The 25,533-nt window shown below is 50.7% G+C and carries 22 protein-coding genes; 10 read left to right on the top strand and 12 right to left on the bottom strand.

The genetic code is table 11. The features are described 5' to 3' along the window. Positions 1-38 precede the first annotated feature (38 nt). From KJY73_RS18510 to KJY73_RS18475, 8 genes are read left to right on the top strand one after another with little or no spacing between them, the layout of a single operon-like run. Positions 39-2,273 (top strand): GumC family protein, encoded by a 2,235-nt coding sequence (locus tag KJY73_RS18510; RefSeq protein ID WP_214345147.1) that lies wholly within the window; start codon positions 39-41, stop codon positions 2,271-2,273. A gap of 59 nt (positions 2,274-2,332) precedes the next feature. Continuing rightward, a complete protein-coding gene (locus tag KJY73_RS18505) occupies positions 2,333-3,109 on the top strand; it encodes a WecB/TagA/CpsF family glycosyltransferase (RefSeq protein ID WP_214345146.1) in 777 nt (258 codons plus the stop codon). An 11-nt stretch (positions 3,110-3,120) separates the two neighbouring features. Then, a complete protein-coding gene (locus tag KJY73_RS18500; RefSeq protein ID WP_214345145.1) occupies positions 3,121-4,233 on the top strand; it encodes a glycosyltransferase in 1,113 nt (370 codons plus the stop codon). Next, positions 4,215-5,327: a glycosyltransferase gene (locus KJY73_RS18495; RefSeq protein ID WP_214345144.1), complete on the top strand. Its 1,113-nt coding sequence runs from the start codon at positions 4,215-4,217 to the stop codon at positions 5,325-5,327. The genes KJY73_RS18500 and KJY73_RS18495 overlap by 19 nt, the downstream gene beginning before the upstream one ends. Positions 5,328-5,329: 2 nt before the next feature. Beyond that, positions 5,330-6,583, top strand: a complete 1,254-nt coding sequence (locus KJY73_RS18490; RefSeq protein WP_214345143.1) for an O-antigen ligase family protein — start codon at positions 5,330-5,332, stop codon at positions 6,581-6,583. Beyond that, on the top strand, positions 6,580-7,494 hold the full coding sequence (locus tag KJY73_RS18485; protein ID WP_214345142.1) for a glycosyltransferase family 2 protein: 915 nt from the start codon (positions 6,580-6,582) through the stop codon (positions 7,492-7,494). The genes KJY73_RS18490 and KJY73_RS18485 overlap by 4 nt, the downstream gene beginning before the upstream one ends. A 3-nt stretch (positions 7,495-7,497) precedes the next feature. Beyond that, positions 7,498-8,910: an oligosaccharide flippase family protein gene (locus KJY73_RS18480; protein WP_214345141.1), complete on the top strand. Its 1,413-nt coding sequence runs from the start codon at positions 7,498-7,500 to the stop codon at positions 8,908-8,910. 3 nt (positions 8,911-8,913) lie between these two features. Beyond that, a complete protein-coding gene (locus KJY73_RS18475; protein ID WP_214345140.1) occupies positions 8,914-10,014 on the top strand; it encodes a polysaccharide pyruvyl transferase family protein in 1,101 nt (366 codons plus the stop codon). Here KJY73_RS18475 and KJY73_RS18470 read toward each other — a convergent pair. From KJY73_RS18470 to KJY73_RS18445, 6 genes are all read right to left on the bottom strand, one after another. Then, complete coding sequence (locus KJY73_RS18470; RefSeq protein ID WP_214345139.1) at positions 9,976-10,968, bottom strand: glycosyltransferase family 2 protein; 993 nt, start codon at positions 10,966-10,968, stop codon at positions 9,976-9,978. The genes KJY73_RS18475 and KJY73_RS18470 overlap by 39 nt on opposite strands. 4 nt (positions 10,969-10,972) lie before the next feature. After that, on the bottom strand, positions 10,973-11,761 hold the full coding sequence (locus tag KJY73_RS18465; RefSeq protein WP_214345138.1) for a Stf0 family sulfotransferase: 789 nt from the start codon (positions 11,759-11,761) through the stop codon (positions 10,973-10,975). Positions 11,762-11,775: 14 nt separating this feature from the next. After that, positions 11,776-12,456, bottom strand: a complete 681-nt coding sequence (locus KJY73_RS18460) for a sulfotransferase family 2 domain-containing protein (protein ID WP_214345137.1) — start codon at positions 12,454-12,456, stop codon at positions 11,776-11,778. Further along, the gene (locus KJY73_RS18455; protein WP_214345136.1) at positions 12,453-14,240 is read right to left on the bottom strand and encodes a hypothetical protein; all 1,788 of its coding nucleotides are present in this window, start codon (positions 14,238-14,240) and stop codon (positions 12,453-12,455) included. Before KJY73_RS18455 ends, KJY73_RS18460 begins: the two co-directional genes overlap by 4 nt. 207 nt (positions 14,241-14,447) lie before the next feature. Further along, entirely contained in the window at positions 14,448-16,586 is a 2,139-nt protein-coding gene (locus tag KJY73_RS18450; RefSeq protein ID WP_214345135.1) for a TonB-dependent receptor family protein, read from the bottom strand. Between the two features lie 132 nt (positions 16,587-16,718). After that, the gene (locus KJY73_RS18445; RefSeq protein ID WP_214345134.1) at positions 16,719-17,273 is read right to left on the bottom strand and encodes a DUF3299 domain-containing protein; all 555 of its coding nucleotides are present in this window, start codon (positions 17,271-17,273) and stop codon (positions 16,719-16,721) included. A 62-nt stretch (positions 17,274-17,335) separates the two neighbouring features. On the opposite strand from KJY73_RS18445, the gene KJY73_RS18440 reads away from it, so the two are divergent. Both KJY73_RS18440 and KJY73_RS18435 read left to right on the top strand, forming a co-directional pair. Beyond that, positions 17,336-18,022: an ABC transporter ATP-binding protein gene (locus KJY73_RS18440; RefSeq protein WP_232848726.1), complete on the top strand. Its 687-nt coding sequence runs from the start codon at positions 17,336-17,338 to the stop codon at positions 18,020-18,022. Beyond that, positions 18,022-19,362, top strand: a complete 1,341-nt coding sequence (locus KJY73_RS18435; protein ID WP_214345133.1) for an ABC transporter permease — start codon at positions 18,022-18,024, stop codon at positions 19,360-19,362. Before KJY73_RS18440 ends, KJY73_RS18435 begins: the two co-directional genes overlap by 1 nt. Before the next feature lie 72 nt (positions 19,363-19,434). Here KJY73_RS18435 and KJY73_RS18430 read toward each other — a convergent pair whose 3' ends face one another. The 6 genes from KJY73_RS18430 to KJY73_RS18405 all read right to left on the bottom strand — a co-directional run bounded on the left by KJY73_RS18430 (position 19,435) and on the right by KJY73_RS18405 (position 25,378). Beyond that, positions 19,435-20,034, bottom strand: coding sequence for a DVUA0089 family protein (locus KJY73_RS18430; RefSeq protein WP_214345330.1), 600 nt, complete (start codon positions 20,032-20,034; stop codon positions 19,435-19,437). 215 nt (positions 20,035-20,249) lie between these two features. Continuing rightward, positions 20,250-21,275 carry a S66 family peptidase gene (locus KJY73_RS18425; RefSeq protein WP_214345132.1) on the bottom strand — a complete coding sequence of 342 codons (1,026 nt, stop codon included), beginning with the start codon at positions 21,273-21,275 and terminating at the stop codon, positions 20,250-20,252. A 5-nt stretch (positions 21,276-21,280) separates the two neighbouring features. Further along, the gene (locus KJY73_RS18420; protein WP_214345131.1) at positions 21,281-21,676 is read right to left on the bottom strand and encodes a hypothetical protein; all 396 of its coding nucleotides are present in this window, start codon (positions 21,674-21,676) and stop codon (positions 21,281-21,283) included. A 4-nt stretch (positions 21,677-21,680) separates the two neighbouring features. Then, the gene (locus KJY73_RS18415; RefSeq protein WP_214345130.1) at positions 21,681-21,893 is read right to left on the bottom strand and encodes a DUF3820 family protein; all 213 of its coding nucleotides are present in this window, start codon (positions 21,891-21,893) and stop codon (positions 21,681-21,683) included. Next, positions 21,890-23,680 (bottom strand): ABCB family ABC transporter ATP-binding protein/permease, encoded by a 1,791-nt coding sequence (locus tag KJY73_RS18410; RefSeq protein ID WP_214345129.1) that lies wholly within the window; start codon positions 23,678-23,680, stop codon positions 21,890-21,892. The genes KJY73_RS18415 and KJY73_RS18410 overlap by 4 nt, the downstream gene beginning before the upstream one ends. 54 nt (positions 23,681-23,734) lie before the next feature. Next, the gene (locus KJY73_RS18405; protein WP_232848725.1) at positions 23,735-25,378 is read right to left on the bottom strand and encodes a response regulator; all 1,644 of its coding nucleotides are present in this window, start codon (positions 25,376-25,378) and stop codon (positions 23,735-23,737) included. Positions 25,379-25,533 lie beyond the last annotated feature (155 nt).

Genomic DNA, 25,533 nt, shown 5'->3' with positions numbered 1-25,533 from the left:
GGATGGTTTTATGCACAAGGAACACAGGAGCGCGATTTATGTCCCGGGATGACAGAGCGCAAATACCGGCCAGCTTGTTGGAGCCAGGGACTTTGGATTTTACCCAGCACTGGCAAACACTTATCAGATGTAAGTGGTGGATTCTGTCCTTTGCACTGCTGGGCGCAATGTTAACTGCTTTTGCTTTGCTTTTTGTGACGCCGCGTTATCAGGCTTCAGCCACCTTGATGATTGAAGCGCAGGAAAGCAAAGTGCTGTCCATTGAAGAAGTGTACGGGCTGGATTTCAGTCGCAAAGAATACTTTCAAACCCAGCATGAGGTATTGCGTTCGCGGCATATAGCACAGCGGGTGGTTGATGAACTGGGCTTGGCTGAACATGCCTATTTTGATCCCGACCAGCAACCGCCTTCGGTGCTGCCAGTTGGACGCTGGTTAAGCGAATTTCGGCAATGGTTAAAACAGCAACTACCAGCGCTTGCGGAGCGGGGCGAAAGTGAAGCAACTGAGACCAGCCAAGCGCAAAGTCATAATAAAAAAGTCATAGATAGTTTCCGGGCTGGCCTGAGCATAATTCCGGTTAAGAACACGCAAATGGTGATCATCGCCTACGAGAGTCCCTCACCCTGGTTGTCCGCACAGATAGCCAATAAGGTTGCCGAGGTCTATATCGACAATTACCTGCAAGCAAAGCTGGACATGACGAGTAAGGCTGCATCCTGGCTGAACGACAGCTTGGCAGGCCTGAAAACTAAACTCAGTGTGGCAGAAAAGCGTCTGGCAGATTTTTACGAGCAGGAAAAGCTGGTGGATCTGGATGGTGTCGTTGGCTTAGCGGCTGACGAGCTGCAGGGACTTAATGAGCAGCTTCTGCACGCGCAAAATCGTCTGGAACAAAGCCGCACTATTTACCAGCAGGTCAACCTGCAAAGTGCCGACATGTCAACCTTGTCGCGATTGCCGGAAGTCTTAAATCATCCTTCCATTCAGAACGTCAGACGGGCGGAAATTGAAGCCCAGCGCAAGCACTCGGATTTAAGCAAGGTATTTGGTCCGAAGCACCCGCGCATGATTTCCGCTCAGGCAGAGCTGGATACGATTCGTCAGAACTTTAACAGCCAGGTTCGGGAGTTAGTGTCTGGGATCAATATCGACTATCAATCTCTCCAGTCCCAGGTACAAGGGCTTAAAACGGCCGTTGAACAAGCTAAGCAGAATTTTCGTCGGCTGACGGCCTTAGAAACCCAGCATAAAGCCTTGCAACGAGAAGTGGACATCAATCAGCAGATGTATAACGCCTTTTTCACCCGCCTTAAAGAGACCAGTGAACTCGAAGGGTTTGAAAGCGCGAATGCCAGAGTGCTGGATAGCGCTCAGGTACCTTCAGTACCCAGTAAGCCCAATAAACAGCTGTTGGTATTGCTGGCGCTGGTTGTCTTTGCGGTACTGGGGGGGATCCTGGCCATAGTCCTGGATACCTTGTACAACGGCATTCGCTCGGTCAGGGATGCAGAACGAAAACTGGGATACCGCACTTTAGGGGTTATACCCAAACAGAAAAAACCACGCCGCAAAGATTTACCACTGCGCCATTATTTCCAGTCTGACCAGCATAGTTTTACTGAAGCCTTTCGCACCTTACGCACCAATTTGATGATGCTCACCGTGGAGTTTGAGCAGCGTACCTGGATTGTGACCTCCAGTGTCCCTGGTGAAGGTAAAACCATGACATCTGCCAATCTTGCCTTTGCCATGGGACAACTTGGCAGGACCTTGCTGGTGGACACCGACCTTCGGCGCAGCAGCTTGGCAGGCCTGTTTGAGCAACCCCAATTTCAACCTGGTTTGTCCAATGTTTTGTCAAATACTCACAGGCTGGATGAGTGCATCGTTAAGCTGCCTGAGTGGGAGATTGACTTGTTAACTGCGGGTTCACCCTCTGCAAACTCCCAGGAGTTACTCGCTTCTCAGCGTTTTGGGCAGATGATGAATAAGCTCAAAGCGCACTATCAATACATCATTCTGGATTCGGCACCGACGCTGGCGGTCAGTGATGCGTTAGTGACAGTGCCACACTGCAACGCACTCGTTTACGTGGTGAAAGCTGAAGCGGCCACGGCTCACCAGATTAAAGCCGGACTGAGCCGGTTTATGCAAAGCGGTTGCAGGATTGATGGTGTGGTTCTGAATCATCTTGATATCAAGAAAGCCAGCAAGATGGATGGTTACCAAGCGGCTTACGAGCAGTATGGCTATGGGGTACCTGCAGGCTAGGGGAGGTTGTTAGGCAGTGGGCCTTTACAACTTGAAATAAGCAAAACAGGAGTTAAACCATGAGATTAGAAGATGTCAGGTTTACCCAGGTTGGCGGATTGCGCACCGCCTGCGTTACCCGGGCGGAATTGGTGGATGTTATTGCGCAGAGAATTGCGGCGTACCGGCAACACCAAAGATTGGAGGACGAGCTGTCACCCATGTTGGTGTTTGATTCCAATGGCCAGGGTATTTCCATCGCGAACAGCAATCCCAATTTTATGGGCATTCTCAGACAGGCTGACCTGATCCATGCCGACGGCCAAAGTGTGGTGAAAATGTCCAGACTGTTTGCCGAACATCAGATCCCTGAACGAACCGCAACGACCGACACCATTCACGATATCCCTAATCATCACAAAGGCCGGCTTCGCCATTTCTTACTGGGTGGGCATAAACGCGTTGTAGAAGAGTGCGCCAAACGTCTGGAAGCCAAGTATGCAAATTTTGCGGTGGCTGGCACCCACGACGGCTATTTTACCAAGCACCAGGAAAAAGCCCTGTTAGATCGCATCAACCGTGTGCAACCCGATGTGTTGTGGGTCGGCTTAGGTAAGCCAAAAGAACAGGCGTTTTGTACCCGCAATAAGTTGTGGCTGCATGTGCCGGTTATCATCACTTGTGGGGGCTGTTTTAACTACATTACCGGTGACTATAAACGTGCGCCTTTGTTTATGCAGCGTATGGGCTTGGAATGGTTGCATCGGGCCGCCACTGAACCCCGCAAGTTGTTGTGGCGATATCTGACCACAAGCCCACATGCCATTTACTGTGCTTATAAGCACCGTCTCAGGTAGTGGAGGAAGAGATGAACAAGCCCGGGCATGTGTTATTTCTGCATAAGTTTTTCTTTGTTGATGGCGGCGTAGAGCGGGTGTCGCAGAATCTGGCCGACGGTTTGCAGCGCTTGGGGGTGACCTGTTCATTCTTCGTGTGGGATACCCAGGGTGATGCGGCGGCGGGCTACCAACAACTGGCAAAATCCTATGCCACAGCAACACCCTGCCAGCGGTTGGGGCGGGTTGGCAAACTTAAGCAGCTTATTACCTGCCTGAGGGAATGGCGGGTCGATGCGATAATCGCGGCGACCGAAACGGCTAATATGCTGGCATTTGCCTGTAAGCTGTATATGCCTGCCCTACATGTTATTTATACCCGCCATAGCGCACTGGATACACAAGAGCAGCGGCTGCCGGTGTGGATGGTTAAAGCGCTGTATAACATATACGCCATGCAGCGCTGCACTATTGTCGCGGTATCCAAACAATTACGTGATGAGTTGAAACGGGTGGTGAGGATCCCTTACTCACGGATCCTGTGCATTCCCAATGCGGTTATTCACCCCAAGCTGTTTGAATTGGCAGCGAAACCGACAGAGGTGTTACCCGCTGGCGCCTATTTCTGCGCGGTAGGACGCTTGGTGCAAGAGAAAGGTTTTGATTTGCTGTTGCTGGCCTATGCCCGGGCTTACAAGAGGGAACCTGAGTTGGCATCGCTGATGATTGTCGGCGCGGGTATTGAAGAAGCCAACCTTAAACAGTTGGCAGGTCGGCTGGGAGTTGAACATAAAGTGCGCTTTACCGGCTTTGTCAGTAACCCCTACGCGCTGATGCGTCATGCCCTGGCGTTTGTCTTGTCCTCCCGCCATGAGGGGATGCCAACGGTGATGATAGAAGCCATGGCCTTAGGCTGTCCGGTGATTGCATTTGACTGTCCAACCGGGCCATCTGAGCTGCTGGCAGGCGGCGAGCTGGGCATCTTGGTGAAAGCACAAGATGTTACGGCCTTGGCCGAGGCGCTGATGGCCCCTTGTGTAACCAGCAAGAACCTGGCGGCTAGCGTTCAGCAATACCATCAGGACTATGCCGCCCGCAGCTATTTGCAACAGATCCAGGAGCAGACATGGCCAGAATCACAATAATTCTGCAGGACCTTGGTGGTGGCGGCGCGGAAAAAATGATGGTGCGTCTGGCCAATCAACTGGCCGAAGGCGAGGATAGGGTGAGCCTCATTCTGCTGATGGCGGGGGGCGAGAACCTCCAGTATGTGAATGCTAAGGTGGACGTGTTTGAGCTGGGAGCATCGCGCAGCATTGCAGCCTTAGCCGGACTGCGACGACGCTTGCGCGCGCTGCAGCCGGATGCGGTGTTGTCGGTACTGACGCATGTGAATGTGATCAGCATTGTGGCCTGTGCCAGCCTTGGATGGCTGGCTAAGCTATCGGTCAGTGAGCGCAACACTTATTCATTGGATCGCCAGGTTAATCCGCAGTGGATGGTGCGCTGCGCTTATGTCCTCGCCCCCTGGCTTTATCGGCTCTTACCCAAACCTGTGATTGCCGTATCTAAAGGCGTGGCAAGTGACTTGGTGTTATCTGCTGGTATAGGTGCGCACCAGGTGACGACCGCACCCAATCCAGTTATTCATCACCAATGGCAATTACAGTCCCGCGTTGCATCACAGCATCCCTGGTTGCAGCAAAAACAAGGCAAGGTGATTGTGGCCATGGGCCGCTTGGTGGAGCAAAAAGGTTTCGATTTCCTAGTGGATGCTTTTGCTCGTCTGAATCAGCAGATGCTATGCCGTTTAATTATCTTTGGCGAAGGGCCGTTGCGTGAGGCTCTGACCGCGCAGGCTGCTAAGTTAGCGGTAAGTGAGCGCATAGACTTCGCCGGGTACTGCCCAAATCCATTGGCAGAAATTCGTCTTGCTGATCTTTTTGTTTTGTCTTCCCGCTTTGAAGGCAGCCCCAATGCACTGGTTGAGGCAATGGCATTGGGAACGCCGGTGGTGGCGTTTGATTGCCCGCATGGCCCCAGGGAAATTCTCGATGATGGCCAGTTGGCGCCGTTGGTGGAGATGGGTGATGTTGGCGGCTTATGTCAGGCCATGCTGGCGAGCTTGCAGTTACCGCTGAGCGACAGCGGTAGACAGCGGCTGATACAAAGTGTGCAGCGCTACCGCGCTTGTCAGGCAGCAGCGCACTATCGACAACTGTTGTTGGGGGTTAGCTGAGTATGCGGTTGCAACTGGACAGCATGAAGCGTTGTTGTCTGCTGCTGGCTTTACTTTACTACTGCGGTGTACTGGACTTTACCACCAGGCTGACCAGTGGTCGCGCTGACGACATGATGGCCTCGCACGCGGCGGGAGACCCGGCGCGTCAGATTATGGGCGTGCTTCTCTTGCTGCTGGTGGCGCTCTTACTCTGGCATTCGCGCAACGTCAAGCAATGGCGCTTGTCTGGCGATTTTGTTTGGTGGTGTTTGCTGGGCTATCTGGCCTTGTCTGTGCTCTGGTCATATGCGCCGTCGGTCAGCCTCAGACGAGTGGTGGCATTTAGCACGCTGGTGCTGACGGCCTATGTTCTGGTGCAAAGCTTCACGCTTATGTCACTGCTCAGATTTTTTGCCAGAACGGTTGGCCTGTTGACCCTGCTGGGGTTGTTGCTTGTTCCGCTGATCCCCGAACAAGTCATGGTGGGCGGGGGACTTCGTGCCAATGCCTTTGTCGGTTTGTTTGCCGATAAGAATGCCGGTGCCAGAAACTGCGCCTATGCCTTGTTGTTATTTGCCGGGTCCGGGCTGCATCTGACAACCCTGGATAAGTTTTTGATGTTGATTCTGACCATCGGCATTGTGTTAGCAGACTCGGCAACCGCCTGGGTCATGTTGATCGGCGGTCTGGGGTTGATTATGGCCCTGCGCTATCTGCACAGCCATGACCCAGCAACCTGTCGCCATCGTTTGCTGCTATTCGGCAGCTTGCTGGCGGGCGGGACGCTACTTGGTTATGCCTTGTATGCGGATTTGCTGACCTTATTGGGACGAGATCCGACCCTGACCAACCGGGTGGTTATCTGGGAGCTGCTTGCGCAGTATATCGAAACTGAACCTTATTTCGGCTTTGGTTTCGGCGCCTTTTGGGTGAGTGATGCGGCGCTGTCCTTCGTCACCCGATGGGGCTATATCGGCAATGCCCACAGTGGTTACTACGAAGCCATGTTGCATGGCGGTTTACTGTGTCTGTTGTTGGTGAGCGGTGTGATGCTTGCCAGCCTGTGGCAGGCCGGCAAGGCATATTGTCGTTCCCCGCAGGGACAGCATGTCGCCGCCATGCTGGCTATTTTGCTGCTGATGATCCCTATCAACGCGGTCGCTTTCGCGGTGCTGAACCATAACAGCTTCGACATGTTCTTGTTTGCCCTGATCTCTTTTTCTGCCTCGCGGTTAGCCGCTGAAACCAAGCACAATAACAGGAGAGTCCCATGAACTATACCACTCAAGATATCGCCGTCATCATCCCTGTCTATAACAATGCCGCCTTCATTGAAGACACCTTACATGCGCTGTTCCGGCAGCGGGCGCTGCCTGGTGAGGTTATTCTGGTCAACGATGGCTCGACCGATGACTCAAAACATGTCATTCAAAACAGTGCGTATGCCAATAAGATCACTTACCTGGAAATACCTAATCGCGGTCCCGCCGCCGCCCGCAACTGTGCGATAGCACATACCGATAAGCCTTGGGTGGCATTTCTGGACGCGGATGATCAGTGGAGTCATTGGCAGAAACTGCAAATGCAAATCGCGCTGGCTAATGCGCAGCCGCAGGCTGTGTTGATCGATAGTTTTGCCGAAGTTGACTGGGGACAGGAATTACCACTGGTTGTGCAGCGCGTTAAGCGAGGTATGGTGTTTGAACAATTCCTCAGTCGTAACGTGGTGAATGCCACCTCGTCGGTTTTAGCCAAAACAGCTGCCATTCGCCAGGTAGGCGGTTTTGATGAAGATCTGCGTTTTGGCGAAGACCGTTTGCTGTGGGCTAAGCTGGCGAAAGTGGGGGAGGTTCACACCCTTGAGGAAGTAACAGTACATAAAGTAAATCACGCTACCAATCTGACCGCAAAGGGTTATCGCAACTACAAATTCCGCTTGCTTTGTGTTCAGCGCCTGATGGAAATGGCTGGCTTGAGTCCCACACAGGCCAAGCAGGTATGGTACGAAAATATGCAGGAGTTTCTGCGCGAAGCCTTTAAAGCCAATGATGTGCGCTTTTTCCAGAAACTTTACCGACGCACGATGCAGTTGTCCGGTGGACGGGCCAGGATGAGCCGTTATGCGCTGATCAGCCTGTATGGCAGTCTATTTGGCCACTTTGCGCCGTTAAATCAGATGAGTTAAGACATGCGGCATCGATTAATCAATCTGGCCTGGATTTTTTACGAAAAAGCCGCCCTGTTGATATTGTCCATCGCTTCTTTCATAGTCTACGCGCTACTGCTGGGCCCCGAGCTGTTTGGATTAGGGGTGCTGGCTATTACCCTAATCGAAGCGGTCGGGGTGATTTTTTGCAGCGTACTGGAAGACCCTATGGTCAGGCGTCGCGTCCGCAGTAAACGCTTGTATGCCTCTGTATTCTGGTATGGCGGCGCTGGCGCCTTACTTGCGGCGATACTCCTGCCCCTCGCTTGCCTGCTGTTTGATGCCAGTCCTTTGTTCGTAGCCTTGGTTGCGGTTTCCAGCCTTAAACTGGTGATGACAGTGCAAAGCCGGCCTTTTGTTGCGGAGCTGCGCCGTCAGCGAAACTTCAAGGCGCTGGCTAATCGAACCTTGGCGGGGAAGATTGTCGGCGCCACCGCCGGCATCCTGGCGGCTTTGTCGGGATTGGGGGCTTGGGCGGTGGTCATACAAGCCTTGCTCATGGAATGCTGCGCGTTGGCTATGCTGCTTTACTGGCAAAGGGGGCTGATTACTGCCAGGTTGAAATTCCGTTACTTTTTACAGCTCGTGCAAAGTGGCCTGCCGCTAGGGGTTAAGATGTTCAGTCGCGGTATGTTGGTCAGGGCCGTCACACTGGTATTAGGCAGTGTCAGCGATGCCACTACCGTTGGCTATTTTTCCTTTGCGAACCGGCTGGTGGACCTTCCCCGTTTAGCCTTAAGCGATGGCTTGCTCAGTTACGCTTTACCCGCCATTGCCAAACGGGCCAAGGCTGGCCCCGAGGTTGGACGCTTTATCTGTGCTATCAGCTTAAGCACGGCGACCTTGATGGTACCGATGTTTCTAGGGGCGATGATGCTGGGCGGCGACCTGATTCATTTATTTTTCGATGCCCGCTGGCAACCGGCGAGCGGCGCATTTACCTGGCTATGTCTGCTGGCGGCTTTTCGTTGCCTGGTGATGTATGTGCCAGCGACGCTGGTGGCCATGGGCAAAGCCCGCTGGGGGATGGAAATCGACCTGATATTGCTGCTATTGGCATTGGCTCTGGTGTGGCTTTTCGGCAGTCATTGGGGGGTGATGGCCGCCGTAGCGGCCGTTGGTGTGCAATTGAGCGGCGACTTAGTTATCAAGACCATACAGTTAAACAAGCTTTTCCGGCTGCAGTGGCCGGTGCTGCTGTGGGATTACGCTCAGATAGGCATCGCTTGCGTGCTGATGATAGGGGCAATAGCCTGGGTTCAAGCGGATCAACAGACGCATCTGGCTGGCCTGTTTGTCAGTGTGGTGTTGGGGATAACGGTGTATTTAACCAGCCTTTCGGCTCTGAAGCCGGGGTGGGTCAGAGGCATCATGAACAGTCTTAGGCAGGGGTAGAATATGCAGTTTTATGCGTGGCGTTCAACAACGGCAGGAGAAGGAAACTTCGGCGATGATTTAAACGACTGGTTGTGGCCGGCACTGATGCCGGGTAACTGGCCGTTAACCCCCAATGTGCTGCTGGCGGGCGTCGGTACGGTGCTGACCCGCCAGTTGCCGGATGCTGAACGTATCCTGATTCTGGGCGCCGGTGCCGGGTATGGAAAACTGCCGGCGAGTTTGTCAAAGCCGCATTGCCACTGCTACGGTGTGCGTGGACCACTCACGGCGGCCTTGCTCGGCTTGGACACTCGTCAGGTCTTGGCTGATCCGGCGATACTGATCCCCGACGTGCTGGCGGTTCCGCAGTTACCGCCACTGGAACGACAGGTTGTCTTTGTGCCGCATCTGGACAGTGCCCGGCGGGCTGATTGGACAAGCGTGTGCCAATTGGCCGGGATTACCCTGGTTGATCCCAGGCAGGAGTCCAAAGCGGTGATCCGACAGTTGGCTAAAGCCAAGCTGGTGCTGGCGGAGTCAATGCATGCGGCTATTTTGGCTGATGCTTATCGGGTGCCTTGGATACCGGTGTGGAGCACGTGCGAGATAAATATGTTCAAGTGGGCTGACTGGGCTCTGGCGGTGGGCGCAAAGGTGCTACCAGAGCGGGTGTCACCACCTTCCAGAGCCGCCTGGTTAGACGATAAACTGGCGAGGGTTAGCCTGACCGACCTGGCGGATGTGCCCGGTCTGGACTTTACCCAAGAACCCGATATTCGGGCTGCCTTGCAGGCGATGCGGGAACAACAGCAGAAAAGCGCCAATCCCAGCTTGAGAAGAAAACGAAACCTCTACCTGCGTATCAGACGCCGGTTTTTGCTGCCTGCCTTGTCGATGCTGGGTAACCACCCAGATAGCCGTCTGCACCGGACCGCGGAGCAACTGCATAAGCTAGCCGATGGCCAAGGGTATCTGAGTGATGAACAGTCATTCCACTTTGCCAAAGAACGCTTATACCTGGCCTTAGCGCAGCTGAAAGCGGATCGTCGCCGTGGTTTCAAATCGGTTTCGCAGTCGCCGAATTCAACAGCGCAGCGAGAGGTGCAGCGGCAACCAGCGTAAGCTTTTAAGGAGAGCTTTGATTAGGGCTTTATTCCATTTCACATTAAGAAAGTCGCGTAGGGGCAGTCCCTCGCTGTATTGATGTTTTGCCTGCTTTATTGAGATGAGCAGATGAAGCCGGTAAGCCAGTTTACGGGCGCGAAGATAGCGCACTGAGATGCTGTCGTTGGCCAGTCGTTGTTCGTGGCGCTGCAGTACCCTGATACTGTCTTTGTAGTGCTGAATATTTAGACCAGATGTCATGTTTTGGCCATGGCAATGGTAATTAAAGCCTGGGCCGTACGCTTGGGCTATGCGACAGAGACCAGAGAGTTTTAGCCAACAGTCTGTGTCTTCCGCAAAGGTCAGTGTTGTATCGAACCCGCCTTGCTGATGCCACAAATGCCGATTGACCAGTACCCCTTGTGTCATGACAAAACCTTGTCTGCACAGTAAGCGTTGGAAAGCTAGGCTATGGAATAAGCGCCCCGATGGCGAGTCGCGTTCGCTTGCCGCATTTAATGCCTGTTCAATACCCAGCCGAGCAAAAAAGCTGTCTTTTAACGGCACGCCGTTGAGATATTTGCGGTTGTCGGTAAACACCATACCAACCTGGTAGGTACGAAACGCCAGTAGCGTTTGTATTTGCGAGTGTAGTTGTGTCACTGGCCATTCATCATCGGAGTCGAGAAACGCCAGCCATTCACCACGGGCCCGCTTTACCGCCGCATTTCTGGCCAGTGACGGTTTGCCACTGTTGGCCTGGCGTACATAGTGAAAACGCCGGTCTTGTAAATAGGGAGCAATAACCTGTTGGCTGTTGTCTGTGGAGCCATCATCAATAATGATGACTTCAAAGTCTGCAAAGCTTTGTTGCTTAATACTGTTCAGCGCCCGGGCAATGGTATTCTGTCGGTTGTAAACCGGGACTATTACACTGACCATAGGTTCGCAACTGGCGCTAAGCGGTTGCATCTGCTTAATATCCCAACAGGCGGCGTATTCGCGATTTTATGCCGCTGGGTGCTTTGAATAGTTGTTCCTGCTTGCCCTGGTGTAAGGCTAGAAACTGCTGTTGCCAGACGTCGCGTTGCCTATCTGCCTGGCGCTGGGTTAGTTCGCGAATAGTGCTGATGGGTAAGGTGATATCCATGGCCGAGGCGATGCGTTGTACGCCTGCCGTCAGGTCCGCCCGCAAGGCTTCATACTCCATATCCAAGAATCGACAGCCCTGTGATGCCAGCAGGTAGCGCCAACTGGCGGTGTCCTGGATGATTTTTTTCAGGCAGAAGTTTACATCCTGATAATCGAATTCGGCGTTGTCTTGTTTGGCTTCCTGACCCGCTATCCATACACCAGTTTGCTTTGCTTTGGAAAATGATAGGGCTTGCTTTAAGGTGTCTCGACGATGCAGTAGCACAAATAATGCATCAGGGAAGCGCTTAAGCAAATTAGGGAATCCCTGAAACTCGCGGATATGGTCGTAATGGACCTTAATAGAAAATACCCCATTTGCCGATGTGCGCCTCTGCTGCAAAATATCCAGTACGTTATGCAGGCCACGGGCGCCTAACTGTTTTTCCCATTCTTTGAGGTTAAGTGGATTGGCGTATTCAAGCGGAAAGCCGAATACGCCTGTACAGTACAGAGCATGTCCCAGCATATGGCTGCCACACCTTTGGGTTGACGCAATCACCAGAAATTTATCTGCTTGTTTTTGCTTGGCAAAGTCGTGCTCTTTACTGAATTGGTCCTGATAAAGGTGCATTGATACCTCCCTGGCTATTCAAACTGATAATTGAGTAAGTGAATTTCCTGCTGGTAATGCTGTGCAACCAGTTCGATGTCGGCTTGCCGATAAGCCTGTCGATAGTCCCTGGCGTCTCCGCTAATGGCATGGGGCAGATGGATGTTGCGGATACCCAGCTTGTCACAAATCAGCACAAAATCCTCTTGCAGGTTTTCAAAACGGCCCAGGTGGTCCAATGCAATCTGCCCATCAAAGTTGGTCAGCCAATGCAATTGTGAGCGCAGAAAGCCCTTTCCTATGAACCGCTGCAAAAAGTCTGAGAAGGGTATGTCGGCATCAATTCCCAATACTCTTCTGTGATAAGGGTCTCGCGTGGCATTTTTATACCAAGAGTAGGCTCTGTCCCAGGGGTTTCTGACAATGCTGAATTTGAAATACTGTTGGTATTGCCGTGGATTGACCTGCAAGCCATTACAAGGATTGCTATGGCGCCGCCAACGGTACTTTTCGCGTCTTAGTATCTCTTTGATATTTTCACTGTTCCGCCAGGCCTGCATAATGGGCAAGGGTTGTTGCAGCATACGCAGGCTACGATGGTCCTGTCCGTCCCGGCCACCACGATGAAAGGCGAAGTGACCCAGAGCTCTTTCAATACTCGTACCCGCGCATTTTGGGATGTGAATGAAAATACATTGATGCTGGTGAGATATCATTTGGCCTCTCTGAGTGTGTTGATGGGTAAAGCCCCAATAAGCACCTGATCCTGGCTGGTCAGGCGAGAAAAATTAGCTATCCGCAGTGCGGGCGGGATAGACAGTGCAATGGGGGAACCTTGCTGACTGAGTTGTTCTGCCACCTGGCGTTGAAGCATGTCGGGATTGGAGAAGGGAAGATCCAGTCGAGCTCGGTATTCGGGCTGTCCTGTCGCCAGGTTAAACAGGTAGTTATTGACGAAGTTTGATGCATCCAAAGGTAACTCATCGTAGATGCCGTAACCCATAACTTGCCAGTACCTATCATGGATAAACACATTGTTACGTGCATCCGTCCAAAAACTGTTGTCTCCTTTAAAGTTGGCGGCTGCAATGCCGTTGCTGCGACTGATCACCAGATTTTCAAAAATTAGGCTTTTTCCTATGGGGGCACTCAGCATTCCCCCCAGTTTAATTGCCGCCCAGGCCCGCTGACGCTGATCGCCAAGATTATAAATATGATTGTGAAATATATAGCTTGGCCCTTGTCGGATAGGAGTGGCACTGATGGCACTGTAACCCTGTTGCAGGTCGTTGTTGTATACCAGCACATTGCTCTGACCGCCGTCCAGCTCGATCAGGTCGTCATTGGCAAAGGCAATAACATTGTCATGAATAGCAGAGTCACGCACAAAACCGCCCCATGACTGGCCATTACTGCGGCTCTCAATCACGTCATTGAACCTATGCTTATCGGTTCCGACAAAATGGTTGTACCTAAGGACGATCTGCCCGGCGAAATCAGGGTTAGGGTGGTTGGCGGCGGCCAGGAAAGCTGTTGCACCATGTGGGTGCCCATATCCCCAGTGATTGGCAGCTGGAACGGGAGAATGAACATGGCAATGTTCAATGACTATCACGCCGCTTTGTTGCAGATTAAAACCGGCGTCATAGTTGATGGGCTGAGAGGCCTGGTCATTTTCGTACGCAAGGCCGTCACGAATATCCGTGGCATAACGTCCCCAACCCGCAACATCACAGCGATTAAACCACAGGTGATGCGCGTTGAGGCTGCTGATCGCATGTCGCCGGCCACCTCTTAGCCGGATATTTTCAAAATAGATGTAACTATTGTCGCCTATATTGAGCGCAACATCGTCCTGTTCCCCGGCCTGAATGGTCAGTTGGCCGTTGCCGACAATTTTCGCCCAGCCATCCGGCTTTCCTTCTATCTTCAACGCTTCCAAATCTAAAACGCCGCCCTGGTAGATATCCTGCAGGCGGTAAATTTTATTGGGATCTATGGGGGGCTGATTGCTGCGAGTATGAAAGGAGCGAACGAACTCGTGTTTTAGCTGCTCATCCTGATAAAGCCGGATGCGCAGATGATACTGGCTATCCTCGGCCAATCCGACCAGGCTGCCCGACAGGTTCTGATGGACAGGCTCGTGCTGCAAGTCCAAGGCTTGCTGCCATTGCAGGGCCCCATCTTGTTGAAAGGTCACGCGAGCTTGGTAACCGGTGGCGATATTTTGCAAGGTGATACTGGCGGAGTGAAACAAGGGAGTGATCAGAACCTCAACCAGTTCAAATGCGGGATTGTTGTTGGCTGGCGACAGTCTTGTACCAGCGTCAGTTTGTGGATGGCTTAACGCCGCCAGTTCCGCTGGTTGCAGCCTCATGGCGGCGATAGGCTCGGCTTGTCTGGCGGTGACTATAGCCCCATCTGCACATGCCAGTAAGGTCCATAGCGTTGCCATATAGAGACAGACCGATTTTGCGTTGAGCCGGTTAGCAACCTTCACTATTCATCCTCGCAGTCCTTATGCATCAAGGGCTTGGCCTCCTTTTCAGATAGCATGGAGCCTCAGCTAATGCTGGTAAGTTCGATATTTTAAAGATGAGGAGCAAAGACTATGCCGGATGGCACTGGTAGGTGAATTTTGCGTTGAAGAAGGGAGGTGAAAAGCAGACCGCACCAGCGTGGCGGGCGCGGTCTGGCAGGCTGGAGTTTAGAAGCTCAGTTCATAGCCAAGCGTGATGTAGCGCGGTTTACCCGGCTGCAAGCCGCCATGTACGCGGGTAGCGGCGTATTCGCGGTCAAACAGATTGTCGATCAGCAACGACAGGCGCTGATTGTCAGCCAACTGATAATGGACACTGGCATCTACCACAGTTTGGGCTTTGACCTTATCCAGATCGGCAATACTTCCCTGACCAGCGCTGGTGCGCATCTCCTGCTGATAACGCAGACTCAGGTTCGCCTGCCAGTCGCCGCTTTGCAGGCCGGTTTGTAACAGTAGTTGATGGTCAGGCAGGTAAGGCAACTCGTCGCCTTTTTGTACACTGCCCCAAATTTCATTGTCGGACTCAAAGCTGTTCTTAAATTCACCTTTGGTATAGGTGTAGGTCAGGCTGACCGGAATTCGCAGGTTATCCAACTGGAAAGCCTGGCTGACCAGCATTTCGAAGCCTTGAATATCTACTTCGCCGGCGTTGTATTGATTGCCAATATTGGCGTCATCACAACCCTGGCTGGCGGTACAGTTACCATGCATATTGTCATAGTCGCTGTTGAAGGCGATGGCTTCAAAGGCCAATTCGTTATCGCGATAACGTACCCCGGCTTCCATATTCAGGCTCTTTTCTTCGGCAGTTTGTTCGTTGCCCGGCGATGGGGGGGCCACACCACGTTGAACGCTGCCGATCATGACCCAGTTGTCAGCCAACTGATAGCTGATACCCAGCATGGGGTTGAGTAACGACAGACTGTGCTTTTTCACACTGGGGTCTTGCAGACGATCCGGTGCTTTATTCCAGTCTTCACGCTTCATTTCAACATCTTCGTAGCGTAAGCCTGCGTTAATGGTAAGGTCATCAAATACCATGCTGCCTTGAGCATATAAGGCCAGAGCATTGGCACTGCTCAAACGGTTAGTATCTGTACCTGGCACGCCAGCACTGTCCAAGCGCATAGTCAGGCTGCTGTCCATCATATAAGTGTCCGTCCACTGGAAACGGTCTTCCTCATCTTCATGCAGGCGAGCACCTAGCACTAACTGGTGGTCGCCAAGGCTCAGGCTGTACTCGGTCTGAATTCCCTGGCTAAGGTATTGGCGGTTATTGTTTTTCAAACGCACGGCTAATTCACCGTTTGGATTGGCTTCAAATTCACTGGCCAGTTCCAAACCGCCGCCGCTTAAACTCTTACCACCGATGCGATCGGCCTTATACCAGTTACGGGCAAATTCATTACGATAGACTGTGGTTACCAGACTACTTTCATTAGTCATCTGCCAGGTGTGTGATACCTGAATCAGGTCGTGATCGGTGTTCATCACATCCAACTGAGAGGCAGCGTAGCGACGGAAAGGGTCGCTAGCGAAGTCCTTATCGAGAATGCCAATGTAGGTTTCGTCAGAACGCTCTTCGGCTTGCGCCAGTTTAACTAACAGGTGATGACGGCCATCTTCGCTAAGCACTGCGGAAAACTTACCTAGCAGATCGTGTTTTTCAAAACCGGTGTCTTGTCCACCTGGCAGCGATTTGAAACCATCAGCCGCATAGCGAAAGCCTTCCACAACGGCTCCGAAGCGCTCATTTGAGCCGCCCAGTACCAGATGCTCTTTATTGAAGTTGTCTGTGCCCAGCGCCAGATTTAAGTGACCAGCAAAGGCTTGCTCTGGAATAGCGACGGAATTGAGGTTAATCACGCCACCTGTGGTGCGGGGACCAAAGCGAACGGAGGAAGTGCCTTTCAACACTTCCACCGACTGCATACGTCCCATAGTGGGGAAATAGTAAGCCGCTGGGGCTGTGTATGGAGCGGGTGCTGCAAGTACGCCATCTTCCATAATAATCAGCTTGTCTGAACGATCCTGGCCGGTGCCACGCATGCCGATATTTGGACGCAGGCCATAGCCATCTTCTTCTGTCACATAAACACCTGGAACGCTAACCAGGGCGCGCATCACATCGGTATAAGCAAATTGTGCCAATGTTTTACTGTCAAGGTAGTGGGCCGAACCAGGAATATGATTGATGGCTGTTGTTGAGCCTAAAACCGTGAGTTTTTCGATGTTGTCGTTAGCTAAAGCAGGGGAGGCTGCAATAGCAAGTGCCAGAGTCAGCTTGGAAACGTTGTGTGTCATGATAAATCCATCAAGGTTGATGTGTGCGAGAAGAATTAAAGCGTGCTAACTTTAACAATTCTGCTATTGCGAATCAATCTCATTGGCTTGTTTGCTTGAGCTAATTGCAACAGGTAAGGCCACTCAGTTCATTTAGCCCTCGTATGGGTGAACTTCCTTTACCTGCATGCTGTAGGCGGCGGTAGCAACCTCGTTTTCGGTAAGCTGTGTGGAAAGAATGCCTGACAGCCAATAGGCCTGATAAATATCCTCGACCTTATGTCCGGGAGGAAACTGCAAATAGATAATTTGGTTGGGTGGTGGTGGGGGCATATGAATGCAGGCGCCAAAATAGGGAACCAGAAATGCACTTTGTACTGTGTTATCTGAATGGTACTCCAGGGGTACGACAAATCCGGCCAGGCGCAACGCCTGCTGGTTGAATTCGGCGCGTATGCGGGTCGATACCAAGGCTTCGCTTAGTCGCTTGCGTTTAATCTCATCAATCTGTTGTTGAATACTGTCGGCTTCCTGCTGATCTGTCTGTGGAACAACGAAAGGATCCTCACTGTGATTGATTGGCGGCGCTTCATCAAAGGCCTTTTGATCTCGTTCTGGTAGCAAGGCTTCCCATTCGATAGTGCGAAAAACATCTCCAGCTAAGACCAACGGAGGGAATACAAGGATAAGCAAAATTGCAAGTCGCATTGGAAACCGACACAATAAACCAAATAATGTTACATCATAACAAAATGCAGTCTGAAGAGAACATGACGATGCAAGAAATCCAACCCGTAATACAACTGGATAAGGTTCGTTTTGGCTGGGAAGGCAAACCTTTACTGAATATCCAGCACTGGCAAGTGGATAAAGGCCAGAGGGTATTTTTATACGGGCCGTCCGGCAGTGGTAAGTCCACCTTACTGAACTTACTGTCAGGTATTCTGAAACCTCAGCAAGGCAAGATTAGCCTGTTGGGGCAGGATATAACGGCGCTTAGCGCTGGCAAGCGGGATCGTTTTCGGGCCAGGCATATCGGTATGATTTTCCAGCAGTTTAATCTGTTACCCTATTTAAGTGTGCAGGAAAACATCGAGTTAGCCTGGAATTTTGGTGGCAATGGTGAGCGTGACCAAGGGTTTCTAGCCCATATGCTGGAGCGTTTGGAGTTGCACGAGGCGCTACTGGCGCGCCGGGCCAGTAATTTGAGTGTGGGACAGCAGCAGCGGGTGGCGGTGGCTCGAGCTTTGTTAAACAAACCCGAAATTATCATTGCTGATGAACCAACGTCGGCATTGGATTCAGATTTAAGAGATCAGTTTTTGCATTTACTGCTTGGCTGCGTAGAAGAGACTAAGGCCACGGTGGTATTTGTCAGTCACGATAAGACCCTCAAAGATTATTTTGACATTCACCAGGACTTGCGTGCGCTTTCTGTCATTGAGGAGACTGCCTGATGCTGCTACGTATTGCCTCTGCCAGTTTATGGAATCGTCGCCTTACGGTACTTTTAACCGCATTTTCCATCGCTGTTTCGGTATTCATTATGCTGGGGGTGGATCATCTTAAAAATGAACTGAAGAGCAGCTTTGGTCGCACGGTTTCCGGTGTTGATTTAATTGTAGGGGCCAGAACCGGCTCTACTAACTTATTGCTGTACTCGGTATTTCGTATTGGCAATCCCAGCAACAACTTATCCTGGCAGACCTACCAGGCGCTAAGTCAGTCGAAAGAAGTGGCCTGGGCAGTGCCTATTTCTTTAGGCGACTCCCACAAGGGATACCGCGTGATGGGCACCACGCCGGATTACTTTACGCACTTTAAGTATGGTAGTCGTCAAGCTCTTAGCTTTGATAAAGGGACAGCCTTTTCCACCACACAGCAAGTTGTTTTGGGCAGTGAGGTGGCAGCTAAGCTGCATTATCATTTAGGTGATGAGTTGGTCATTTCTCATGGCACCGGTGAGGTGAGTTTTACCCATCATGATGCTTACCCGTTTAAAGTGGTTGGGATCCTGGCACCGACCGGCACACCTGTTGATCAGACAGTGCACGTCAATCTGGCTTCCATTGAGTTGATTCACACTTCGGGCAGTCATAGCGGGCACGACCATCCGAAAGTGCAAGTAACTTCTCAAGCTCAATCGAATCAAGAACATGCTGATGACCATGACCATGACCATGACCATGACCATGACCATGACCATGACCATGCGGCGCAGGGGGTAGGGCATGATCTACAGCCAGGCTCGGTTACCGCCATGCTGGTAGGGCTGAAGTCCCGTATCGGTACACTGACCTTTCAGCGTAAGGTCAATGAATACAAAGCAGAACCGCTACTGGCGATTATCCCCGGTGTCGCTCTTGCCGAGTTATGGCAGATGATGGGGATGGTGGAAAAAGCCCTGGCACTGATTGCCTTGCTTGTATTACTGGCGAGCTTATTGGGCATGACGACTATGCTGTTGGCCTCAATGAGGGAGCGTGAACGCGAGATTGCGGTATTACGTGCTATTGGCGCACACGCCAGCTTTGTGTTGCTGCTGATAGAACTGGAAGCCATTTTAATTGCTCTGGTTGGGGCGGCGGCAGGTTATCTGGGCTTAGCTGGTTTATTGGCGTTGTTAAAGGGCTGGATAAGCAGTGAGTATGGTTTGTTTATCAATAGCTTGCCGCTTTCTGGTTCAACCTTGGGGTACCTGGGGATTATCGTTGGGTTGGCCGCTGTGTTGGCCTTGATACCGGCTATCTTGTCATACCGTACAGCACTATCGCGTGGATTAAGCGTTCGCGTGTAGTATTAGGTAGATTCTCAGCGCTATAAACAAAACAACCGCCAATAGGCGGTTGTTTTTTTAAGGTGCTTGACGTTAGGAAAACTTACGACGTGCACCTAGACCAAGTAGTGCCAAGCCCAGCAGTGCCAGACTGGATGGTTCTGGAACAGTAGTCACATTGTGACCAATACCACCAACGTTGGCCAGGTCTTCACCACTGATATCGAAAGCGAAGAAGGAGCTGCGACCATTAAAGTTAGTTTGGTTTGCTGGTGACCAGTTGCCTGTTACCAAATCACCTGACTGGTAGTCACTGTTGTACTGTGTCAGCACGGCAAAGTAAGTGCCGATATTCAGCGAAATATTGATCAGGGCATCCCATGAATTACCGGAGCTCACCGATGTCACATTAGAGCCGTCATCATTGGATTGCAGCAGATTGTTAGCACTGTCGAATACAAACAACTGCGGGTCAAAGCCGCCATCTACAATGCTGGTACCAGCAGCGTTCACGCCACCCGCGTAACTGAAGCTGATCAAATTGACCTGAGTATTGTCTGCTGTTACATCAAATTGGATGTAGTAGCGACTATTGTCATCGTTAAAATTGCCAGTAAAGGATGATGTGATTAGCGCGGCTTGCGCAGTACAACAAAATCCGAAAAAGCTTAAAAGCGTGATAAGTTTTTTCATGTTTTATTCCCTAAAGTAACTACTTAATTCGGTGTGAGGGTGACAACTTTTTGTTATGCAGGAGGTACGGCATGAAGAAGTTGTGCCATGCCAAAGCTAAATTTGTGCCAATATTTATATTGATATTTATTTCAATAGGTTATGTGTTTTTCTTGCAAGGGCTTTACATGTGGTGTAAAAAAATTAGACATATACCAATGCTAACTTATTAGAGGTTATAAATGCTGGGTTAATGAAGTGTTAGCTCTGCTTACTTTAACCACAGCAAGAACACCATTTAGCAGTGTCATATTGGGTGGCAGATGACCTATATCAGCATCATAAATCACCGGAAATGGCGCGTCGGCAAATAGCTGTGTCAGTATTTGCTGATCATTGAATGTTGGGTCATGACTTGGGGCGGCATTGCGGCCGATTAGCAGTCCATTGAGATGTCTAAAGAAGCCTCGGTATTTCAACCCCTGCAAGGCGCGAAACATAGCTGGTGCACTTAGCTCAGCATTTTCCAGGTAGAGAATCATGCCCTGGCCTTGCGACCGCTGTTCAAACCTATTTATGTCAAAATATTCAGTACCGGCAAGGTGGATGAGGATATCCAGGCAACCACCGAATAAGTGACCGCGGCATTCCACTTCATCTGCCTGACCTAAAACCTTCCACTGGCTTTTAGGCCCAAGCTGTAGCCCTTGCTGCGGAAACTCACTGAAATTCAAGCCCTTTAATTGGTAATGGCTGGAAGCATGCTGAGTAAAGGACTGGCCTGATGCTAAGCTAAGCGGCATTAATGCTGAGGCGGTTAGCGGCTCACTTTCTGTCGGTACCATCTGCATCAGATTCGTCGTGTGGGCAGTACACCAACCTAATTTGCTCGTCAGGGCGTTTAACAAGGTACTGATATCTGAATGGCCGACCAGCCATTTAGGGCGAACCTTGGCCAACTGGTCGTAATCAAGCGCGTCCAACAGATCCATACCAATCTCGCCACCCCAGGGGGGCAAAATGGCGTCAACTTGTGGATCCAGCAAAAAGTCCATAAGTTCTTTTGTTCTGAGCGCCTTACTGGCGCTGACATGCTGATGATTGTCGCGTAAGCATTGTCCTTCAATGACGCGATAGCCCTGATTACGCAGATGCGCTAAAACCAAGTCTAAACGGGGATGCATTGCTTGTGGCACGCCGGAGGAGGGGGCTGTGATGGCAACGGTATCGCCTTTGTTAAGTGGCTTTGGGATGTGAAACATGCGGGTTAACCTAACAGGGTTTGGATACTGGTCTGACCCAGCGCATCGGCCAATAGAGCTTGCTGACGCTCTTCTTCTGTCAATATTCCCACCAGCGGAGTTTGGCGGCGCAACTTGCGCATACGCGGGCTGTCTTCCAATAATGCGTCATACATTTGTTGTGGTGCATCGGTTAAGTGCTCAAGAGCACAGTACCAAGTCAGATAGGCACCATGACCGAGCCGTCCTTGCTCTTTGCGGCTATCCAGAGTGCTGAATACGTTTTCGACCAGTGTAGGCTGCTGGCAAAGCTTATCTAGCATGGCTCTATGCAGAATAAGAATCTGCCGGTCGATATTTTCATCCTTAATGCCGGTTTTCTTAATTTGATAAGGGCGGTCTTTTTTATGGCGGCTGCGCATATTGTTACCTTAATAAAGGTCTTAGCATTTGCTCTAAGCCATTAACCTTAATTTCATGCACCAATGCGAGTTGCTCACCGAGTTTGCCGGCAGGAAATCCCTTTTGGGCAAACCACACCAGATAGGGTTCGGGTAATTCCAACAGTTTGCGACCGGCATATTTACCAAAGGGCATGGTTTGGTTAATGGCTTCCAGCATAAGTTGTTGCTCGTTCATTCGTTAGCCTCCTGCTGCTGGTGTTGCCAGAGTCTGGCGTAGTAGCCATTGCTCGCGAGCAACTCGCAGTGCTGACCTTGCTCAACAATCCGGCCCTGATGCATAACCAGGATATTGTCAGCATCCACTATGGTGGATAAGCGATGGGCAATCACCAGGCTGGTGTGACCTTGGGCTACTTCGCGCAGCGCCGTGAGTATGGCTCCCTCGGATTGACTGTCCAGCGATGACGTCGCTTCGTCAAATAACAAAATAGGCGGACGTTTGAGGATAACCCTGGCGATAGCAACCCGCTGCTTTTCGCCTCCCGATAATTTCAGCCCTCGTTCGCCCACCATAGTTTGATATCCATCTGGCAGTGATTCTACGAAATGTTCCAAGTGCGCCAAGCGAATGGCTTGCTTGACTTCCTGTTCACTGGCATCGGGTCTGGCGTAGTGCACGTTTTCGTAGAGGGTGTCATTAAATAGCACGGTATCCTGCGGGACGATACCAATGGCTTTGCGCAATGATGATTGGCTAACCTTTCTGATATCCTGACCGTCGATAAAAATGCCGCCATCGGAAACATCGTAAAATCTAAACAACAACTTAACCAGGGTTGACTTACCTGCTCCCGACTCGCCGACTACGGCAACCCGTTGACCGGGTTCAACCTTGAAATTGACGCCGCGTAAGATAGGGCGGTCATGTCGATAATGGAAGCTGACATTTTTAAATTCTATTTGCCCCTTGCTTATGTGTAGCGAAGTGCTGTTATTGGCATCACTGATAGCGGGGACTTTATCCAGCAACTTGAACAGATTCTCAATATTGGCCAGTGCACCACGGATTTCGCGGTATACAAAGCCAAGGAAGTTCAGCGGCATAAAAACTTGCATGGTGAAGGCGTTAATAAGGACAAAATCACCTAAGGTCATTTTACCTGCCGCTACCTGGTTGGCGGCCATCCACATCATGGCCGTCATGGCTGCAGCGATTACAAAAGCTTGCCCACCATTTAATACAAAAAGGGACAAACGGTTTTTACGCCGGGCTTGCTCCCAGTCGGCTAAATCCTGGTCGTAACGTTTGGCTTCATAATCTTCGTTATTAAAATATTTAACGGTTTCGTAGTTCAGCAGGCTATCTATGGCTCTTGAATTGGTGGAGGAATCGGCCAGATTCACTTCTCGTACATAGCGGGTGCGCCAATGGGTGGCTTTCACCGAAAACCATACATATGCAAATACAGACAGCATAATCACCACGGCAAAGCCAACGCCATAGTTGTGCAGCAACAGCCCGGCCACCAGGCTGATTTCCAGCAGTGTTGGGACTATATTGAACACCATAAAACGCATCAGAAAACCGATACCCGTGGTGCCGCGCTCAATATCCCGCGACAGGCCGCCGGTCTGGCGATTCAGGTGAAAATCCAGGTCCAGTCGGTGTAAATGTTCAAAAACTTTAAGGCCTAGACGACGCATGGCACGCTCGGTAACTCTGCCAAACAAGGTGTCGCGGATTTCACCCGCTAACACGCTGAATAGCCTAAGCAAACCATAGGCAACTATGAGTGCAATGGGTACTGCAACTAAAGCCACCTCTGGCGTTGAGACATTTAGATCATCTACCACGTGCTTAAGTACAAAAGGCATGCCGACACTGGCAAGCTTGGCACCGACCAGACATAGCAGTGCCAATAAAACCCGGGATTTGAACTCATTAAGATATGGAATCAGTTGCCAAAAAACTGACCAGTTGACCTGTTGATCCTCATCAATGGGAAATTTGCTGCGGCGCATGTTGTTGATATTGAGTGGTTAAGGGGGCGGATTGTAACAACCGTCAGAAGAAATCTATACCGCCTCTTGAAGAAAGCTTTTTACCTTCAGATAACGTTCTTCTTGCTCATCATTCAGCTTGCCGTTTTCAATTGTCAGGATACAGCGCTCCACCATGCTCGCAGCTCCTTCAGACAAACCCTGTTCGCGCACTTTCATGGCGATTGCCTGTAGCAAGTTCAATGCAATAGATGGGTTCTTGGGCATCAGGCTGTAAGCTTGACGAAAAGCTTTGAGCGCGGCTTCCAACTGACCGCTTTGATAAAAATCGACGGCGCTGTTGTTGAGCTCTTTAGGCGTTTGACGGATTTCTGCCTTCTCACGTTTTTCCTGCTGAATGTAATGCAGGAAAAGCTCGCCGTGCTCTGGCGTGAGTCGGCAGCGCCTTTCTATTTCGTCTAACACATTCTGGCAACGGTCATATAAGCCCAGCGTGTGAAATGCTTTGGCTTTGTCGAGCAAATCCTCTAAATCCTGGCTTTGGTTGGGTTCCTCGCTTAACTGTTCCACCAGTGCACGGGCCCTTTCTTTTTCATCCTGTAGGTACAAAAGACGGGCATTAACGACCTTTATCTGCTCCTGAAGCTCTGATTTGGGGAAGGTTTGCTGAAACTGACGAATATAGTCGTTTGCCTGTTTTATCAGGTTGGATGTCTCTTGCTCATCGGCGGTCATCGCGAAATCAATGCCAGCTCTGGCTACATTGATATAGTTTTGCGGCATATCGTGAATGGAATGCTTGGCAAATTTTACAATGCGCTTAGCAGCTTCAAACTGGGTCTCATAGTCATGGGTTAGACGGGATAAATTAATTGCTACCCTATGGCGGCGTAAGTTGCGGGGGGATATTTCCGCTGCCATTAGTACCGCTTCTAAAGCAGATTCAAAATCCTGTAGCTTTACGTGTAAGCCGCAAAGTAAATCATAGGCCACTAGCTGTGAGTCGGGTTTAAAGGCAAGTTGCAGGATCAGTTTTTCTGCTTCTTCATCCTCATCCAGCTTTATCAATGCATTCACTAACCCGAGTTTCGCCCAGGTAAAGGGCTGTACATTAATCACAGCATGATAGAATTCTTTTGCATCCCTGGCTTTGTCACAGGCGAGCAGCAGCTCACCTTTGGTCTTTAATGCCAGTGGAAAAAATTCAGCAAATTCCGGGCGGGTTAAAAACTCTTCAATGGCATCCAGAGCGTTGACAAAATCGTCCTTATCCATCAGGCGATAAATCGGATTAAGCACCTTCTTACGTTTTAAAACCCGGCTTAAACGTTTGTCCAAATCCTTGACGCTAAAAGGTTTGGCAAGAAAGTCATCGGGCTGGAGCTCGATTATGCTATGCACAAGCTCCGAATTAGTATCTGCGCTGATAAATATAAAGGCTGTGGTGAGGGGCAAGGCGTGGCTGTTTTTAAGCTGATCGTATAGGTAATAACCGTCCTGATCTTTTTTCAGGTTGTAGGAACAAACGATAAGATCAAAATGTTCCTCTTCGATGATCTTCAATGCGGCATTAGCTTTATCTACATAGGTAATATCACGAAAACCTAATTCCTCCAGCGAGTATTTGATATACCCCTGCGCCAGGACCTGCTCATCAATAATTAGTACCCGACAGGTTTTGGCCAGCTTCGCATCCATAGAACCCTGCTCTTTTTTCATCACTTAGGCTTAGCTTATCGCATATTTTGCAGGATGCTTAAATGCTTTATCAGGTAAACGACTTTGTTTGGTAAGGAAAAATAAGTGCGATACAGAGAATATTTTGGGGATAGGAATTGAAATAGCTGTGTATCCAAGCCTGGATAGCTAACTAA

The sequence above is a fragment of the Bowmanella yangjiangensis genome (assembly GCF_018531185.1).
GTDB lineage: Bacteria > Pseudomonadota > Gammaproteobacteria > Enterobacterales > Alteromonadaceae > Bowmanella > Bowmanella yangjiangensis.
Note: the sequence above shows the minus strand (reverse complement) of the source record. Positions and strands in the feature narration are given on the sequence as shown.

What these genes read in the sequence shown, in the direction of transcription:
- KJY73_RS18480 (WP_214345141.1), top strand. Translation starts at nt 7,498, where the DNA reads ATGCGGCATCGATTAATCAATCTGGCCTGGATTTTTTACGAAAAAGCC.
- KJY73_RS18420 (WP_214345131.1), bottom strand. Translation starts at nt 21,676, where the DNA reads ATGCGCAGCCGCCATAAAAAAGACCGCCCTTATCAAATTAAGAAAACC.
- KJY73_RS18500 (WP_214345145.1), top strand. Translation starts at nt 3,121, where the DNA reads ATGAACAAGCCCGGGCATGTGTTATTTCTGCATAAGTTTTTCTTTGTT.
- KJY73_RS18425 (WP_214345132.1), bottom strand. Translation starts at nt 21,275, where the DNA reads ATGTTTCACATCCCAAAGCCACTTAACAAAGGCGATACCGTTGCCATC.
- KJY73_RS18415 (WP_214345130.1), bottom strand. Translation starts at nt 21,893, where the DNA reads ATGAACGAGCAACAACTTATGCTGGAAGCCATTAACCAAACCATGCCC.
- KJY73_RS18475 (WP_214345140.1), top strand. Translation starts at nt 8,914, where the DNA reads ATGCAGTTTTATGCGTGGCGTTCAACAACGGCAGGAGAAGGAAACTTC.
- KJY73_RS18470 (WP_214345139.1), bottom strand. Translation starts at nt 10,968, where the DNA reads ATGCAACCGCTTAGCGCCAGTTGCGAACCTATGGTCAGTGTAATAGTC.
- KJY73_RS18430 (WP_214345330.1), bottom strand. Translation starts at nt 20,034, where the DNA reads ATGAAAAAACTTATCACGCTTTTAAGCTTTTTCGGATTTTGTTGTACT.
- KJY73_RS18495 (WP_214345144.1), top strand. Translation starts at nt 4,215, where the DNA reads ATGGCCAGAATCACAATAATTCTGCAGGACCTTGGTGGTGGCGGCGCG.
- KJY73_RS18405 (WP_232848725.1), bottom strand. Translation starts at nt 25,378, where the DNA reads ATGAAAAAAGAGCAGGGTTCTATGGATGCGAAGCTGGCCAAAACCTGT.
- KJY73_RS18450 (WP_214345135.1), bottom strand. Translation starts at nt 16,586, where the DNA reads ATGACACACAACGTTTCCAAGCTGACTCTGGCACTTGCTATTGCAGCC.
- KJY73_RS18410 (WP_214345129.1), bottom strand. Translation starts at nt 23,680, where the DNA reads ATGCGCCGCAGCAAATTTCCCATTGATGAGGATCAACAGGTCAACTGG.
- KJY73_RS18435 (WP_214345133.1), top strand. Translation starts at nt 18,022, where the DNA reads ATGCTGCTACGTATTGCCTCTGCCAGTTTATGGAATCGTCGCCTTACG.
- KJY73_RS18510 (WP_214345147.1), top strand. Translation starts at nt 39, where the DNA reads ATGTCCCGGGATGACAGAGCGCAAATACCGGCCAGCTTGTTGGAGCCA.
- KJY73_RS18485 (WP_214345142.1), top strand. Translation starts at nt 6,580, where the DNA reads ATGAACTATACCACTCAAGATATCGCCGTCATCATCCCTGTCTATAAC.
- KJY73_RS18505 (WP_214345146.1), top strand. Translation starts at nt 2,333, where the DNA reads ATGAGATTAGAAGATGTCAGGTTTACCCAGGTTGGCGGATTGCGCACC.
- KJY73_RS18490 (WP_214345143.1), top strand. Translation starts at nt 5,330, where the DNA reads ATGCGGTTGCAACTGGACAGCATGAAGCGTTGTTGTCTGCTGCTGGCT.
- KJY73_RS18440 (WP_232848726.1), top strand. Translation starts at nt 17,336, where the DNA reads ATGACGATGCAAGAAATCCAACCCGTAATACAACTGGATAAGGTTCGT.
- KJY73_RS18465 (WP_214345138.1), bottom strand. Translation starts at nt 11,761, where the DNA reads ATGCACCTTTATCAGGACCAATTCAGTAAAGAGCACGACTTTGCCAAG.
- KJY73_RS18445 (WP_214345134.1), bottom strand. Translation starts at nt 17,273, where the DNA reads ATGCGACTTGCAATTTTGCTTATCCTTGTATTCCCTCCGTTGGTCTTA.
- KJY73_RS18460 (WP_214345137.1), bottom strand. Translation starts at nt 12,456, where the DNA reads ATGATATCTCACCAGCATCAATGTATTTTCATTCACATCCCAAAATGC.